This is a genomic window from Nocardioides piscis (assembly GCF_011300215.1).
In the GTDB taxonomy this organism is placed as follows: Bacteria; Actinomycetota; Actinomycetes; order Propionibacteriales; family Nocardioidaceae; genus Nocardioides; species Nocardioides piscis.
Genome location: NZ_CP049866.1, coordinates 965,839 through 980,079, shown reverse-complemented (window position 1 = coordinate 980,079; position 14,241 = coordinate 965,839). Strand labels below are relative to the sequence as shown.

The 14,241-nt window shown below is 70.8% G+C and carries 9 protein-coding genes; 5 read left to right on the top strand and 4 right to left on the bottom strand.

Annotated elements, in window-relative coordinates:
• Positions 1 to 112: 112 nt before the first annotated feature.
• Positions 113 to 2,227, top strand: a complete 2,115-nt coding sequence (locus G7071_RS04855) for a RecQ family ATP-dependent DNA helicase (protein ID WP_166315597.1) — start codon at positions 113 to 115, stop codon at positions 2,225 to 2,227.
• A gap of 9 nt (positions 2,228 to 2,236) precedes the next feature.
• Here G7071_RS04855 and G7071_RS04850 read toward each other — a convergent pair whose 3' ends face one another.
• From G7071_RS04850 to G7071_RS04840, 3 genes are all read right to left on the bottom strand, one after another.
• Positions 2,237 to 5,239: an NHL repeat-containing protein gene (locus G7071_RS04850; protein ID WP_166315594.1), complete on the bottom strand. Its 3,003-nt coding sequence runs from the start codon at positions 5,237 to 5,239 to the stop codon at positions 2,237 to 2,239.
• Between the two features lie 101 nt (positions 5,240 to 5,340).
• Positions 5,341 to 6,915 (bottom strand): DHA2 family efflux MFS transporter permease subunit, encoded by a 1,575-nt coding sequence (locus G7071_RS04845; protein ID WP_206062904.1) that lies wholly within the window; start codon positions 6,913 to 6,915, stop codon positions 5,341 to 5,343.
• A gap of 86 nt (positions 6,916 to 7,001) precedes the next feature.
• Positions 7,002 to 7,490 (bottom strand): glutathione peroxidase, encoded by a 489-nt coding sequence (locus G7071_RS04840; protein ID WP_166315591.1) that lies wholly within the window; start codon positions 7,488 to 7,490, stop codon positions 7,002 to 7,004.
• A gap of 124 nt (positions 7,491 to 7,614) precedes the next feature.
• Between G7071_RS04840 and G7071_RS04835 the strand changes: the two genes are divergently transcribed.
• Both G7071_RS04835 and G7071_RS04830 read left to right on the top strand, forming a co-directional pair.
• Positions 7,615 to 10,365, top strand: a complete 2,751-nt coding sequence (locus G7071_RS04835; RefSeq protein WP_166315588.1) for a DEAD/DEAH box helicase — start codon at positions 7,615 to 7,617, stop codon at positions 10,363 to 10,365.
• A 31-nt stretch (positions 10,366 to 10,396) separates the two neighbouring features.
• Positions 10,397 to 11,068: an SWIM zinc finger family protein gene (locus G7071_RS04830; protein ID WP_246210461.1), complete on the top strand. Its 672-nt coding sequence runs from the start codon at positions 10,397 to 10,399 to the stop codon at positions 11,066 to 11,068.
• A 19-nt stretch (positions 11,069 to 11,087) separates the two neighbouring features.
• Here the strand turns inward: G7071_RS04830 and G7071_RS04825 are convergent, their stop codons facing one another.
• Positions 11,088 to 11,639, bottom strand: a complete 552-nt coding sequence (locus G7071_RS04825; protein WP_206062903.1) for an SACE_7040 family transcriptional regulator — start codon at positions 11,637 to 11,639, stop codon at positions 11,088 to 11,090.
• A gap of 309 nt (positions 11,640 to 11,948) precedes the next feature.
• Here G7071_RS04825 and G7071_RS04820 point away from each other — a divergent pair, with 309 nt between their 5' ends.
• Positions 11,949 to 12,611, top strand: coding sequence for a TetR/AcrR family transcriptional regulator (locus tag G7071_RS04820; protein WP_166315582.1), 663 nt, complete (start codon positions 11,949 to 11,951; stop codon positions 12,609 to 12,611).
• A gap of 19 nt (positions 12,612 to 12,630) precedes the next feature.
• Complete coding sequence (locus G7071_RS04815; protein WP_246210411.1) at positions 12,631 to 14,232, top strand: carboxyl transferase domain-containing protein; 1,602 nt, start codon at positions 12,631 to 12,633, stop codon at positions 14,230 to 14,232.
• Positions 14,233 to 14,241: the final 9 nt, after the last annotated feature.

Genomic DNA, 14,241 nt, shown 5'->3' with positions numbered 1-14,241 from the left:
AGTCCGGTCCCCATGGACCTCTCCGCAGGCTAGGCGAGACGGCGCCTCCCCGCCCGGCTGGTCTGGACCGGGCAGGTCGGTCAGCGTCAGTGGCGCCTGTTAGACAGTGCCCATGACCACCGAGGAGATCCGCGCCGAGGCCCGCGGCCAGGCCGAGGCCCATCTGCGCGCGCTCGTCGGCAGCGACAGTGCCGTGCTGCGCGACGACCAGTGGTCGGCCATCGAGGCACTGGCTGTCGACTCCCGTCGTGCGCTGGTCGTCCAGCGCACCGGCTGGGGCAAGTCTGCCGTCTACTTCGTCGCGACCCTGCTGCTGCGCTCGCGCGGAGCCGGACCGACGGTCATCGTCTCCCCGCTGCTCGCCCTGATGCGCAACCAGATCGCTGCTGCCGAGCGTGCCGGCATCCGCGCCGTGACGATCAACTCCACCAACATCGAGCAGTGGCAGCCGATCAACGACGCCATCAACGCGGGCGAGGTCGACGTGCTGCTCGTCAGTCCTGAGCGGCTCAACAACCCCGGCTTCCGCGACGAGGTGATGCCGAGGCTGGCGGCGACCTGCGGCCTCCTGGTGGTCGACGAGGCCCACTGCATCTCCGACTGGGGACACGACTTCCGCCCCGACTACCGCCGCATCCGCACGCTGCTCGCCGACCTGCCGCCCGGCATCCCGGTCCTCGCCACGACAGCGACGGCCAACGCGCGCGTCACCGCCGACGTCGCCGAGCAGCTCGTCTCGGCCACCGGCGAGCAGGAGGTGCTCGTCCTGCGCGGCTCCCTCGACCGGGAGTCGTTGCGCCTGGGCGTGGTGCGCCTCAGGACCGCCGAGATGAGGCTGGCGTGGCTCGCCGACCACCTGGCAGAGCAGCCCGGCTCAGGGATCGTCTATTGCCTGACCGTCGCTGCGACCCAGGAGGTCGCGGCCTTCCTCCGCGACCGCGGCCACGAGGTGGCTGCCTATTCCGGGCAGACCGACCCGACCGAGCGGGCCGCGCTGGAGAGCGCGCTGGTCGAGGGGCGGGTCAAGGCCCTGGTCGCGACGTCCGCGCTCGGCATGGGCTTCGACGCATCGCTCGGCTTCGTGATCAACCTCGGCGCCCCACAGTCACCGGTGGCCTACTACCAACAGGTGGGCCGCGCCGGTCGCGGCACCGACGACGCAACCGTCGTCTTGTTGCCACAGCTCGAGGACCGCGACATCTGGGCATACTTCGCGTCCCTCGCCTTCCCACCCGAACAGCTCGTCAGGCAGACACTCGAGGTCCTCGCGCAGGCTCCCGGGTCGATGAGCACCGTGGCGCTGGAGACCTATGTCGAGCTGAGCCGCAACCGCCTCGAGACCCTGCTCAAGGTCCTCGATGTCGACGGCGCCGTACGCCGCGTCAAGGGTGGCTGGGTCGCGACCGGCGAGCCGTGGTCCTACGACGCCGACCGCTATGCCCGGGTCGCCCAGGCCAGGCAGCGCGAGCAGGACGCGATGCTCGACTACCTCGACACCGACCGGTGCCGGATGCGTTTCCTGCGCGACCAGCTCGACGACCCCGACGCGACCGACTGCGGGCGCTGTGACAACTGCGGAGGGCTCACCCTCTCCTCGAGCGTCACCGAGGCGGCCGTCGACGAGGCAGGCGCAGCCCTGTCCCGACCGGGCGTGGCGATCGAGCCGCGCAAGATGTGGCCCACGGCGCTGGCCAACCTCGGGCTCGACCTCAAGGGCAAGATCGGCGACGGGCCTGTCGAGGGCCGGGCGATCGCTCGCCTGACCGATCTCGGCCACGGCCAGGCGCTGCGTGCGCTGTTCCGCGCCGACGCCGTCGACGGCCCGGTGCCGCCGCCGCTGGCCAGCGCGCTGCTGACCGTGATGAAGGACTGGGCCGGTGACTGGACCGACCGGCCCGTGGCCATCGTCGGGGTGGAGTCGGCGTCCCGACCACAGCTCGTGGGCGACCTGGCGACCGGGCTCTCACGCGTCATGCAGATCCCGGTCGTCGGACGGTTCGCCATCGTCGACGCGAGCGTCGCTCCCGGTCAGGGCGCAGCCAACTCCGCGCAGCGCGTGGCCGCCATCCACCGCCGCTTCCGGCTGGAGGCCGACGTCCCTGCCGGTCCGGTGCTGCTCGTCGACGACCTGGTGGTCAGCGGCTGGACGTTGACGGTCGCTGGGGTCGCCCTGCGCGAGGCCGGCGCCACCGCGGTGCTGCCGCTGACGCTCGGCACCCAGACCTGAGGATGCGACTCACCGACGCTTGAGCTTGAAGCGCACCTGGTTGACGCCGGCCACCGCCACGCTCTTGCGCTTCGCCCTGTCCACCGCCCGGGCCCGGATCGTGTGTTTCCCGCGGACCAGTCCCTTGACCTTGAGCTTCCACGCGGTCGTGCCCTTCACCTTGACCCAGCGCTTCGCGGCCTTCTTGCAGGTGGTCTTCTTCCAGGCCTTGCCGGTGTAGACGGCGCACTTCTTCTTCGTGATCCTGCGGACCAGGTTGACCTCGACCTTGGCGATCTTGACCGTCGGCGTTGCGACGGCCGGGGCAGCGGTGCCCTTGACCACTCGCCAGGCGCGGATGCTGGTGCGCTTGGCCTTCGGGGGCAACTTGATCGTGACCGTCGGGTTCTTCGACAGCTCGCCCGGACCTGCACCCGCGGCTGCGGGCGTGGTGAACGCGATGTTGGCGCCGACGGTGGTGCCTGAGGCGTTGGTGATCACCGCGCGGGCGTTGTAGGTCGTCCCCGGCGCCAGGCCGGTCAGCTCCCGGACCTGCAGTTGCTGGCCGGTGGTTGCGCCGATCGGATCGCGGACCAGGGACCCGTAGTCGGTCGGCAGGCCCACCTCGCTGCCCAACGTGACACCGGTGAGCCCGGCACCGTCACCCGCGGCCGTGAGTCGCGCGGTCGTCGGTCCGGTGGCCACCGCGGTCAGCGACGGCACAGCCGGCGCGAGGCCCTTGGATCCGAAGACACGGCTGCGACGGTCGGACAGGTCGAGCGTCGCGACGCGGCCGTCGGGCAGGGCTGCCGCCGGCGCGTAGGAGTGATCGAAGCCCGGGCTGCGGGTGGCGCGCACCGCTCCTGCGGCGTCGACGATCGACCAGGCAATCTTGGTGGCACCGCCCCCGTCGGGATAGCGAGTGAGACCCACGACCATCGAGCCGTCCGGCCAGGCCGTGAGGGAGGCGGGGTTCTGGTCCTCGCCCACCGGGGGTGTCAGGGTGACCACGCCGCCGCTGCCGAAGCTGTTGTCGACCTGGCCGCCGGCGGTGAAGCGCCGCACGCGCGCCGTACCGCTGTCGCTGTCGGTGAGGAGCAGCCGACCCGCTGCGTCGACCACCCCATCGTTCATCGAGATGGTGATCTGGCCCCCGGTGCCGAAGGACATGTCCTGGCCACCCCCGGGCAGCACGCGGATCGTCTTGTTCACCGAGCTGCGCAGGTCCCAGTACGTCGATCCGTCGGTGGCCTCGCCGATCTTGCGGGCGCCGCCGGTGGCGATCGCGCTCTCCCAGATCCCGTCGCCGTCGAAGGACGTGTCGAGGTTGCCGTTGGGCAGATATTTCACCAGTCGCAGGGGGAACGCGGCGGTCTTCCCGGCGGCCATCACCCCGCCGTTGCGCAGCGCCATGACGGCGTAGCCCTGGGTGAAGCCGGGCGGGGTGACCTTGCCGTCCCCGCTGAACGACGGGTCGAGGACCCCGGAGGCCGTGAAGCGCCCCACGACCAGACCGTGTCTGACATAGAACGCATCGCCCGGACCCGAGGAGGTGTCCTGGTAGGGGAAGTCGGTGCCGGCTCCGAAGACCGTGTCGATGAAGCCCGAGACCCCGACGCCCACAGCCGGTTGTCCGGCCGGGGTGAGCACCCCGATGTCGGTGGTCGTGTCCTCGTCATAGATCTCGGGCACGACCAGGACCCGCCCGCTGGAGGTCACCTCGAGGTCACCGTGGGCGACGGGCAGCCGGGAGGTGGCGTTGCTGAAGCTGCCCTGGGCGGGTGCGGAGTCGCTGCACCACACCTCGAAGGCGCCACCGGTGGCTGCTGAGACGAAGCTGGGGTAGCTGACCAGGACGTCCTCGGGCCGAGTTGTACAGGCAGGCTCGTCCTCCTTCACCACGAAGCTGCCGGCACTGTCGAACAAGACCTTGGTGACGAAGCCGGCCGGTGGGCCGGTCGGGTCGACGAACCAGATGGCGGCCAGGTTGCCCGATGACGCCGGGCCCAGTCCGACGAGCTCGGCCGAGTCCCAGGCGGCTGCGTCGTCATAGGTGGTGCTGCCGCCGGTGCCGAAGGTCGGGTCGAGGCTTCCGTTGGGCAGCAGCCGCGCGATCCGGGCCCGCGCTCCCGTCGCCGGGAAGTCGCGGTAGGGCACCAGCAGCCGGCCGCTGGCGTCGAGCATCAGGCTGCCCGAGACCACCACGAAGGACACCGACGGCGTGGGGTTGGCGCCCGAGCCTGAGCCGTAGGCCGCGTCGATCCCACCGGCTGGGTTCCACTTGCGGATCCGCAGCTGAGGGCTGAGCGAGCTGGTGAAGTAGGCGCTGCGGTCGGGGGCGAGGGTGAATCCGCCGAGTCGGGCGTCGTCGTCGGCGCCGAGGACCTGCGTGGCGCCGACACCACCTGCGCCGTACGACGCGTCGAGGGACCCATTCGCCAACACCCTCATCGGTGTGACTGCCGCGAGGTGGATGTCCATGTGCTTCACCAGGACCGTCAGCGTCCCGTCGGAGCTGCGAGCGATGTCGAGGTGTTCGATGTAGCCGGGTGCCGCCGCCAGCACCCGCTGCCCGAAGCCCGCGTCGAGGGTCCGGTTGGCGTTGACGTGCACGAGCACGGGTGCCCACCCGGTGCCCACTGGTCGGGTCATGGCGACAAATGCGCCACCCGCTCCGTCCGATGTCGCGGCCGAGGCCTCCCCGACGTAGCCCACCTCGTGGACGACGCTTGCGGCACCGCTCGGGGGATTGGTCCCGTTGTTGAGGTGCCGCAAGATCCGCAGGACCCGCTTGGTGCCGTCGCCGCGGACTCCGAGGCTCCAGAACTCGCCGGCGACGCTCGGGACGACGCTCACCTCGCCGAACGCGGCCTGTCGGCTGACGCCGCCCGGCGCGTTCACCCAGGCGTCGCCGGTGCCCCAGGCCGGGTCGGGATCGCCGGGCGCTGCGGCGCCGGGGATGCCGGTGACGGCAGTGCCCGCGACGCAGAGCGCGAGAAGGGACAGGGCAGCTCGACGCATCCGGGTGTGCACCCGTCAAGGGTGTGCCTGCATCGGCCGCGGTGCCAGATCATCCGGCAATTTCTGCCCAATGGTCTAGACCCCGCCGGCGGGGTCGTGTCGCGCGCCGCCCCTCAGTGACCCATCATCGCGGAGGGGTCGACCGGCGCGACCTTCTTTCGCGGCAGGAACGCAGCAGGGATCAGGCAGCAGGCGACCAGGATCGTGGCGACGATGAAGACGGTCGCGAACGAGTCGGCCATGTCGCCGGGGACACGGGCCAGCACGGCCTGCAGCTGGTCGGGGGCGATCGCGAACTTCTGGAGCACGGCGGCGACCGCCCCCTGGTCGTCGCCAGCCTCGCCCAGGGCGTTGGCGACGGTGACGGACTCCTTGCTCTTGAGCTCGTTGGTGAGGATGACCGCGAACAGCGCGGTTCCCATCGACGCGGCGATCTGCTGGGTGATGTTGAGCAGCGTCGATCCGCGGGCGACGTTGTGTGCCGTGAGCGTGGCGAGGGCGGCCGTCATGATCGGCATCATCGTGCCGCCCATGCCCAGGCCCATGACGAACAGTGCGGCGAGCATGTAGGCATACGACGTCTCGGAGCTGATCTGGGTGAACATCGCCATCCCGACGGTGATGACGGTGATGCCGACGAGCACGATCTTGCCGGGGCCGATCCGGTCGGCCAGGATCCCGGCGATCGGCATGGTGATCATCGCGCCGACACCCTGCGGGGCCAGCAGCAGGCCGGCGCCGAGGGCGTCCTCGCCGCGGACCTGGATGAAGTAGAGCGGGAACAGCAGCGAGGCGCCGAAGAACGCGATCGCGAACAGCATCATCGCCAGCACCGCGACGGTCATGTCCTTGTTCTTGAACAGTCGCAGCTCGATCAGCGGGTGGGCGTTGCGCTTGGCCAGGGCCCACGGGACGAACGCGATGACCAGCACGATGCCGATGATCATCGGGGCCAGGACCTCGACGTGCGCGGCGCTGCCGTGCTCGGGGATCGAGCTGACGCCATACAAGAAGGCGGCGAGCCCGGGGGAGAGCAGCAGCATCCCGAGCCAGTCGAAGGTCTCCGAGGGCTCGACCTCGTCCTTGGGCAGCACGATCGCGGCATAGACGATCGCTGCGATGCCGATCGGGAGGTTGATCAGGAAGATCCAGTGCCACGAGGCGTTGTCGATCAGCGCACCGCCGACGATCGGGCCGAAGATCGGGCCGAGCAGCATCGGGATGCCGAGCACGGCCATCACGCGACCGATGCGCTCGGGCCCGGCTGCCCGGGTCAGGATCGTCATGCCCAGCGGCATCAGCATGCCGCCGCCGAGACCCTGCAGGACCCGATAGACCACCAGGAGCTCGAGGCTGGAGGCGGTTGCGCACAGCACCGAACCGGCGGTGAAGAGGAGCACGGCGAGCAGGTAGAGCCGCTTCGTGCCGAACCGGTCGGCCGCCCAGCCCGTCAGCGGGATGACGCTGGCGAGCGCCAGGGTGTAGCCCGTCATGGTCCAGGCGACGGCGGCCGCGGTGGCGTCGAACTCCTCCTGGAAGGTGTTGAGCGCCACGGACACGACCGTGATGTCGAGGATGGACATGATGGCCCCGAGGACCACCACGCCGGCGACGAGCAGGACGCTCTTGTCGATCTTGGCGTCCGTCGGTTCGGTGTGCCCGGGCTGGCTCTGAAGGTCTGTGCTCACGAGCGACGACGATATTGATTGTCAGTGGCAACTAGCCAATCACTATCGCGGTGGCCTTCGTCACGCGGACGGTGTCGCGCGCCGACTCAGCGCAGCAGCGACTCGATGCGCTCGGTGATCTGGGTGTCGTCGGGCTCCACGCCGGGGCTGAAGCGGGCCACGACCGAGCCGTCGGCGTCGATCAGGAACTTCTCGAAGTTCCAGGTCACGTCGCCGGCCTCGCCCTTCTCGTTGGGGGTCTCGACCAGCTGCGCATAGACCTCGTGGCGGTCGTCGCCGTTGACGTCGACCTTCTCCGACATGGGGAAGGACACGCCGTACGTCGCCGAGCAGAACTCCGCGATCTCCTCCGAGCTGCCGGGCTCCTGCCCACCGAACTGGTTGCACGGCACGCCGACGACGGTGAAGCCGCGCTCGGCATACTTCTCGTGGATCTGCTCGAGCGTGGAGTATTGCGGGGTCAGGCCGCACTTGCTCGCGACGTTGACGAGCAGGGCCGGCGATCCGCCGGTGAGGTCGCGCAGCGTGGCGGCGGATCCGTCGAGGCGGGCGAGGGGGGCGTCGAGGAGGCTCATGGGCCAGAGCCTAGCCAGCGACCCAACGAGAACCACGCTGCGGGAACTCGCTGTCGGTGCCGGCCGTTAGCCTCCAACGTGTCCGCGGACGTGGAGCTCGGGGGCCGGAAGGGGAGGTGCACGCGTGAGCTTCGTGCCGGTGACCGGGCCCGCGACGTTCCGCGCCGGTGAGCCTCCCCGCGACGGGCTCGTGGAGTTCTCCGACGACCGGCGGACCATCTCGCTGCCGATCCGCGGGGCGCTGCCCGTGCTCACGCGGGCCCACTCGCGCGACGACCTCCACCCGAGCGTCGCGCTGCTGAGCGGCGCAGCCCTGCTGGGCATGCGGCTGGTCGCGGCCGGCAAGTTCGGCCCGGGGCCCGACGGGCAGTCGTGGCAGGTGGCAGCGCTCGACCAGGACGACGAGGACCGCATCGTCCGGCTGGCCAGCGCCCGCTCCCATGCCGGCCTGGACGAGGCCACCGCCGAGGGCATCGTCCGGGCGGTGCTCGGAGCCGTCGTCGACGCGATGCCTCGGGCCGCGCCGATCGCGACGCGCCGCTCGCCGGCCGCAGCGGGCCGACCGGCGGCGGAGGCCGCTGGAGCGTCGGGGGCCGACCCCGAGTTCACCCGACGGCTGCAGGAGCGGGTCGCGAGGGCGCGCGCCCGGGTGGGCGACGACCGGCCCCAGCTGGTGTCGATCGCGCTCCGGGTGGAGGCCGACGAGGAGGAGCTGGTCGCCGGCGCCGTACGCCTCGTCCTCCAGGTCCACTCGAGCGACAACGCCGCCCATGTCTGCGACGCGGCGCTGTTGTGGGCGGAGTCCGGTCCGGACGCCTCCCACGGCTTCGGCGACCGGGCCCGCACCCACGCCAGCATCGCGCTGCGTGCCGCCGCGGACGCCTGGCCGGTGCTCGAGCGCCTGCTCGAGCTGCGCGTCCCCGACGAGCTGACGCTCGACACCGACGAGCTGGTGAGCCTGCTCGACGAGGGGATCGCGGCGTTGAAGGAGGTCGAGGTCGACGTCTTCTGGCCACGCAACCTCGACCGCGACGTCACCGCCAAGGTGCAGCTCGCCGAGGCTCGCAAGCCCGGGGTCGTCCGGGAGGAGGCCCTCCAGACGGGGCTGTTCGGTCCCGACGCCCTCTTCGGCTTCCAGTGGCAGCTGGCGCTGCACGGCGACGCCCTCACCGAGGAGGAGATGGACCAGCTTGCCGGCGCGGCGTCGCCGATCATCAAGATCCGCGACAACTGGACCGTCGTCGACCCCGCGATGCTCAAGCGGGCCAAGCGGCGGCTGATCCGCACGGTCCAGCCCGCCGCCGCGCTCGCGGCGACCCTCACCAACGTGGTGCAGGTCGACGACGTCCAGCACGAGACGATCGTGGGCGCCTCACTGCTCCGGGTGCGCGACCGGTTGCAGACCGCCGGGACACGCGAGCCCGTCGCGGTGCCGGAGGCGTTGACGGCCACCCTGCGCGACTACCAGCGCCAGGGGCTGACCTGGCTGGCCGAGCTGACCGATCTCGGACTCGGTGCCTGCCTGGCTGACGACATGGGGCTCGGCAAGACGGTGCAGGTGATCGCGCTCCACCTGCACAGGGCGTCGCTCTCCGGGGGCGACGGCGGCGGTCCGACGCTCGTCGTGTGCCCGGCGTCGCTGCTCGGCAACTGGGAGGCCGAGATCCGTCGGTTCGCGCCGGGTGTGCCGGTGCGCCGATTCCACGGGTCGACCAGGTCGCTGGAGGGAGTGGGCGGGGGAGCGCTTGTCGGGGGCGGTGGGTTCGTGCTGACGACCTACGGCACCATGCGCCGCGATGCCGCAGCGCTGGCCGAGGTGCGGTGGGACCTCGTCGTGGCTGACGAGGCCCAGCACGTCAAGAACGCGATGTCCTCGACGTCGAAGGCGCTGCGGACGATCCCGAGCGCGGCACGGGTCGCCCTGACCGGCACCCCGGTGGAGAACAACCTGACCGAGCTGTGGGCGATCCTCGACTGGGCGATCCCGGGGCTGCTCGGGTCGCGCAACGCCTTCCGCAAGGTGTGGGCCGCGCCCATCGAGGCGGGCGTCGACGAGGGCGTCACCCGCCAGTTCGCCGACCTGATCGGTCCGTTCCTGCTGCGGCGTCGCAAGTCCGACCCCGGCATCGCACCCGAGCTGCCGCCCAAGACCGAGACCGACCACCTGCTCGGGCTGACCCGGGAGCAGGTCGTCCTCTACGAGACCTACGTCCGCGACTGCATGCGCCGGATCGAGGAGGCCGACGAGGACACCCGCCGCGGGCTCGTGCTCGGGCTGCTGACCGGGCTGAAGCAGATCTGCAACCACCCGGCCCACTTCTTGAAGCAGGCCAACCCCAAGCTCGCCGGCCGCTCCGAGAAGCTCGACCTGCTCGACGAGCTGGTCGGCACGGTGCTGGCCGAGGACGGGGCCGTCCTGCTGTTCACCCAATACGTCGCGATGGCCCGCCTCCTCGAGCAGCACCTCACCCGGGCGGGGATCTCCCACCAGTTCCTCCACGGCGGCACCCCGGTCGCCGAGCGCGAACGGATGGTGGCGCGCTTCCAGGCCGGTGAGACGCCCGTCTTCCTGCTGTCGCTGAAGGCGGGCGGCACGGGGCTCAACCTCACCCGAGCCGACCACGTCATCCACGTCGACCGCTGGTGGAACCCCGCCGTCGAGGACCAGGCGACCGACCGCGCCTATCGGATCGGCCAGACCAAGCCGGTGCAGGTGCACCGCTTCGTCACCCAGGGCACGATCGAGGAGAAGATCGCCGAGCTGCTCAACCGCAAGAAGGCGCTGGCCGACTCCGTGCTCGCGCGGGGCGAGACGGCGCTGACCGAGCTGAGCAACGACGACCTGCGCGACCTCGTCGAGCTGCGGCGGCAGTGATGCCGGCCGATGACCGGATGACGGCCCGCTGATGGCCACCGTCATCCACCCGCGGCTGCCGCCCCGACGAGGTGGCGTCGGCGGCACGTGGTGGAGCAAGGCGTTCCTCCGCGCGGTCGAGGAGCTCGCCTTCTCGGCCCCCGAGCTCAAGCGCGGGCGTCGCCACGCCCGCGCCGGTGACGTGGGCGCGATCACCGTCGGTGACGGCTCGTTCGTCGCGGCGGTCTTCGACGGCGATGACGCCTTCACCGTCACCGGGAGCGTGCCGCTGCTGGGCAGCGACGACCAGTCGGTGCTCGTGGAGCTGGTGGCCGCCGAGGCCGGTCGCATCGCGGCGCTGATGTCGGGCGAGCTGCCCCACTCGCTGGTCGAGGCGATGGAGGAGGCGGGCGTCGAGCTGCTGCCCTATGGCGGTGAGCTCGGCACGACCTGCACGTGCGAGAGCTGGCTCGACCCCTGCCCGCACGCCCTGGCCGTGCTGACGCAGGTGGCGTGGCTGACCCAGCGCGACCCGTTCGTGCTGCTCCAGCTCCGTGGCCTGGCCCGCGACGAGCTGCTGGCCCGGCTGCACGCCCTCGACGAGCACGCCGGTGCCGGCCCGGGCGGCGCGGTCGTGGACGACCTGGCGATCGCCGAGGAGGCGGCGCTGCGCGCCGCCCGCGAGCTGGCGCAGCTGCCCGACCGTCCAGCAGAGCAGGAGTGAGGGGCAGGACGGCCGGGGTCTAGGCCGGAAGCAACGACCCGAGGGCCATCTCCCGCAGCAGGTCGTGCAGCTGCGGGTCGGGGATGAGTCCGCTGTGGGGGGTGGAGTTGAGCAGGCCGAAGGCGGCGTGCGCCATCGCCCTGGCCCGATCGACGGGGAGGTCGCGGTGGAGCTCGGCCAGCCGGGTGGCCCACACATCGACATACGCACGCTGGAGGAGGCGCACCCGCTCGCGCGCCTCGGGTGGCAGCGACGACCAGTCCCGGTCCTGTACGACGATGAGCGCCCGGTGGCCGAGGGCGAACTCGATGTGCCACTCGACCAGTGCCTCGACGGCCCCGCGGGCGTCGGCCGCTGCCGCGGACCGCGCCGTGCCCTCCTCGAGCAGCGTCTCGCTGATGGAGACCAGCATCTCGGCGAGCATCGCGTCCTTGCTCGCGAAGTGCTTGTAGAGGGCCGGCCCGGAGATGCCGCAGGCGTTTCCCAGCTCGGCCACGGAGACGCCGTGGAACCCGCGGCTGGCGAACAGGTCGGCCGCGATGTCGAGGATCTGGCTGCGGCGCGAGCTCATGGCGAGCAAGGTTAGCGCTCGCTAACCGGGGCCGTGACACACCTGTGCGGGAGATCTCGCGGCAACGGCGTGGAGGCTGACACGCGTGTACGGAGATCGGACCCCGCTCCGAGCGGAAGGCGACACCGCCGTGTTGAAGTTCGGTACGGCCGTGTCACAGCCGGGCCCGGACGCGGTGAGTTCTCCGTACGCGTGTGTCGTGACGGGGGCCTAGAGGGACGCATTTTCCGCACAGGCGTGTCGCCGGCCACCCGCTGGCCTGGGGATGAACGACGAGGCCGGGGTCGCATCCTCGGTTAGAAAATCGCCATGGCAAACCGAGGGCATGACTTCGCAGGCGTTCCCCTTTACTGGGCGGTGGCCCGCGTGATCGATCGCGGTGGAATGCACGCGCTGACGGTGCGAGCCGCCGCTGCGGAGGCCGGCTGCAGCGTGGGGTTCATGCGGCACTACTACGACACGAAGAGCCTTCTCCTGGCCTGCACCTACGGGCTCGTCACCGATACACAGCTGCGCGACCTGGAGGGGCTCTTGTCCGTGCGTCGCCGAGACTTCGTGGGGCAGGCACCGCTTGAGCCTCTCGGTGCCGAGCGGGCGGCTGAGCTCTTGGCGACTTATCTGACACTTCCCGAGGGCTGGCAGCTCCTGGTCGGCGTCCAGCTGAGCTTCTTGGCCCTGGCCCAGCACGACGTGGACGTCGCAGATGCGGTTGGCTCACACCACGCGCGGCTGCGAGAAGTCTGCGCAACGGCGCTGAGCGAGGCGGGGGTCCCCGTGGCCGCGCTCGAGGAGGAAGCCCAGGATCTGTGGGTGTTGTTGATCGGGCTGACGGCACTGGTGCCGGGGTTGGCGACCGAGGACCCTGACCGGCGTCACGTCCGGGTCACGCCGGACAAGGTCACCGACATCCTCCGGCGACACCTGCAGGCTGCGGCGTCCCGGCACCGGGGCGATGTAGACGCGCGTGGTTAACGATCGCTAACCTGCGTTGGTGACCACCACTGCCGAGCAGCCCTCCCTTCGCGACCTCGTCGACGACCTCCGCTCCCGACTGGCGATCGTGCGACAGGGTGGCTCCGAGAGCGCTCGCGCCAAGCACACCGGACGCGGCAAGCTGCTGGTGCGCGACCGGGTCGACCGGCTGCTCGACCCGGGCAGCCCGTTCCTCGAGCTGAGCCCGCTGGCGGCATACGGCATGTATGGCAAGGGATCGGCCGACGACAACGCTGTGCCCAGCGCCAGCATCGTCACCGGCATCGGCCGGGTCGAGGGCCGCGAGGTCATGGTGGTGGCCAACGACGCCACCGTGAAGGGCGGCACCTACTACCCCATCACGGTCAAGAAGCACCTGCGCGCGCAGACGATCGCGGGCGAGAACAACCTGCCTTGCGTCTATCTCGTCGACTCCGGCGGCGCCTTCCTGCCGATGCAGGACGACGTCTTTCCCGACCGGGAGCACTTCGGCCGGATCTTCTTCAACCAGGCCAACCTGAGCTCGCGCGGCATCGCCCAGATCGCCGCGGTGATGGGCTCGTGCACCGCCGGCGGCGCCTATGTCCCCGCGATGAGCGACGAGTCGGTCATCGTCCGCAACCAGGGCACGATCTTCCTCGGCGGCCCGCCGCTGGTGAAGGCCGCGACCGGTGAGGTCGTCACGGCCGAGGACCTCGGCGGCGGCGACGTCCACGCCCGGACGTCCGGAGTCGTCGACCACCTCGCCGAGGACGACGCGCGCGCCCTGCGGATCGTGCGCAGCATCGTCGCCACCCTGCCGGCCTCCTCGGCGGTTGAGGAGGGCCGCCCAGGCCCGTCACGAAACCCCCGAGGACCCGCGGCCGAGGTCGAGGAGCCGCATGAGCCGCCGGAGTCGCTCTATGACGTCGTCCCGACCGACACCCGCACGCCCTACGACGTCCGCGAGGTGATCCGCCGGGTCGTCGACGGCAGCCGGATGCACGAGTTCAAGAAGCTCTACGGCGAGACGCTGGTGACCTGCTTCGCCAAGATCCACGGCTACGACGTCGGGATCATCGCCAACAACGGGATCCTGTTCAGCGAGTCGGCCCTCAAGGGCGCCCACTTCATCGAGCTGTGCAACCAGCGCGGCATCCCGCTCGTCTTCCTGCAGAACATCTCCGGCTTCATGGTCGGGCGCGAGTACGAGAACAAGGGCATCGCCCGCGACGGCGCCAAGCTCGTGACGGCGGTCGCCTGCAGCGTCGTGCCCAAGTTCACCGTGGTGATCGGCGGCTCCTTCGGCGCCGGCAACTACGGCATGTGCGGCCGGGCCTATGACCCGCGGTTCCTGTGGATGTGGCCCAACGCCCGCATCTCGGTGATGGGGGGCGAGCAGGCGGCCAGCGTGCTCGCGACCGTGCGCACCGACCTCGAGGACGAGGAGCAGGTCGAGGCGTTCAAGGCACCGATCCGCGAGCAGTACGAGACCCAGGGCTCGCCCTACTACTCGACCGCGCGGCTGTGGGACGACGGCGTCATCGACCCGGCTGACACGCGACGCGTGCTCGGCATGGGCCTGGCGGTCGCAGCGCAAGCGCCGGTGCCCGATCCCTCCTACGGCATCTTCCGGATGTGATGACCATGG